The 1,454-nt window shown below is 68.4% G+C and carries 1 protein-coding gene; it reads left to right on the forward strand.

Annotated elements, in window-relative coordinates; all coding sequences use genetic code 11:
- Window positions 1-220 precede the first annotated feature (220 nt).
- On the forward strand, window positions 221-1,432 hold the full coding sequence (locus tag ACWGIC_RS44880; RefSeq protein ID WP_452082058.1) for an IS110 family transposase: 1,212 nt from the start codon (window positions 221-223) through the stop codon (window positions 1,430-1,432).
- Window positions 1,433-1,454 lie beyond the last annotated feature (22 nt).

Here is a 1,454-nt window from a genome sequence, read left to right on the forward strand (position 1 = left end):
TCCCTAAGGTCGATGTTGTTCGGGGCGGGTGCCCTGGATGCCCAGGGCGATGGGGTGTGGCTGATGGCGTGTCTGCCGCAAGGTGGCTCGAAGGGAATGGCCGCCCCGTCGTTCTGGACGCCCTGGCCACTGATTGAGATCTGGTTGCGAATCGTCGCTGTTTAGGGACCTGTCGGCGGGGCTGTCCACGGGGTTGACCTGCGACGACAGGAGACGATGGGTGACGGTGCCGAAGCTGGCCTGGGTAGGGATCGACGCGGGCAAGACGAACCACCACGCCTACGCGCTGGACGAGACCGGCAGGCGGTGCTGGTCGCGGAAGGTGCCCAACGACCAGGCCGCGATCGAGTCGCTGGTCGCCAAGGCGGCGGCCACGGCGACCGAGATCCGCTGGGCGGTGGACCTGACCAGCAACGCAGCCGCGTTGCTGCTGGCTGTGCTGGTCACCGCCGGCCAGCACGTGGTCTACGTGCCCGGCCGGGTGGTCCACCGCATGACCGGGGTGTTCCGCGGCGAGGCTAAAACCGACGCCAAAGACGCGCGGATCATCGCCGAAACCGCGCGGATGCGGACCGACCTGACCGAGATCACCGCCCCGGACGAGCTGGTCGTCGAGCTGACCCGGCTGACTGCCCACCGCGCCGATCTGATGGCCGACTGGGTTCGCGGGGTCAACCGGTTGCGTGATCTGCTGACCAGCATTTTCCCTGCGCTGGAACGGGAATTCGACTACACCACCCGGTCTGCGCTGATCTTGGCAGCCGAGTTCTGCACGCCTGACGAGATCCGATCCGCCGGACCGGACAGCCTGACCCGGCACCTCGCCGAGCAGGGCGCCTGGCGCAAGGGCATCCCGTCCATGGTGAACACCGCGCTGGCCGCCGCCGAGGCCCAGACCGTCCGGCTGCCCGGCGAGACAACAACGGCTGTGCTGGTCAAACGCTTGGCCAGGCAGCTGCTCGACCTCGACCGCGACCTCAAGGACACCGACAAGCTGATCATCGAGCGTTTCCGTGCCCACCCGCAGGCAACGATCATCGAGAGCCTCCCCGGTCTGGGACCGATTCTCGGCGCGGAGTTCCTGGTCGTCACGGGCGGCACGCTCTCCGGGTTCGCTTCCGCCGGCCGGCTGGCCTCCTACGCGGGCCTCGTGCCCGTTCCACAGGACTCCGGCCGGGTCACCGGCAACCTCCGCCGGCCCAAGCGCTACAACCGCAGACTCCGCCGCGTGTTCTACATGGCAGCCCTGTCCAGCCTCCGCGCCGACGGCCCCTCCCGCGCCTTCTACGACAAGAAACGCGGCGAACGACTGATCCACACCCAAGCCCTGCTCGCCCTCGCCCGGCGACTGGTCGACGTGCTCTGGGCCTTGCTGCGCGACGGACGGCGCTTCACCCCGACCGCCCCACAGCCGATCACCTCGGCCGCTTGACACGATCATTGAGATTCCCTTC

This window comes from Amycolatopsis sp. NPDC054798 (assembly GCF_053611505.1).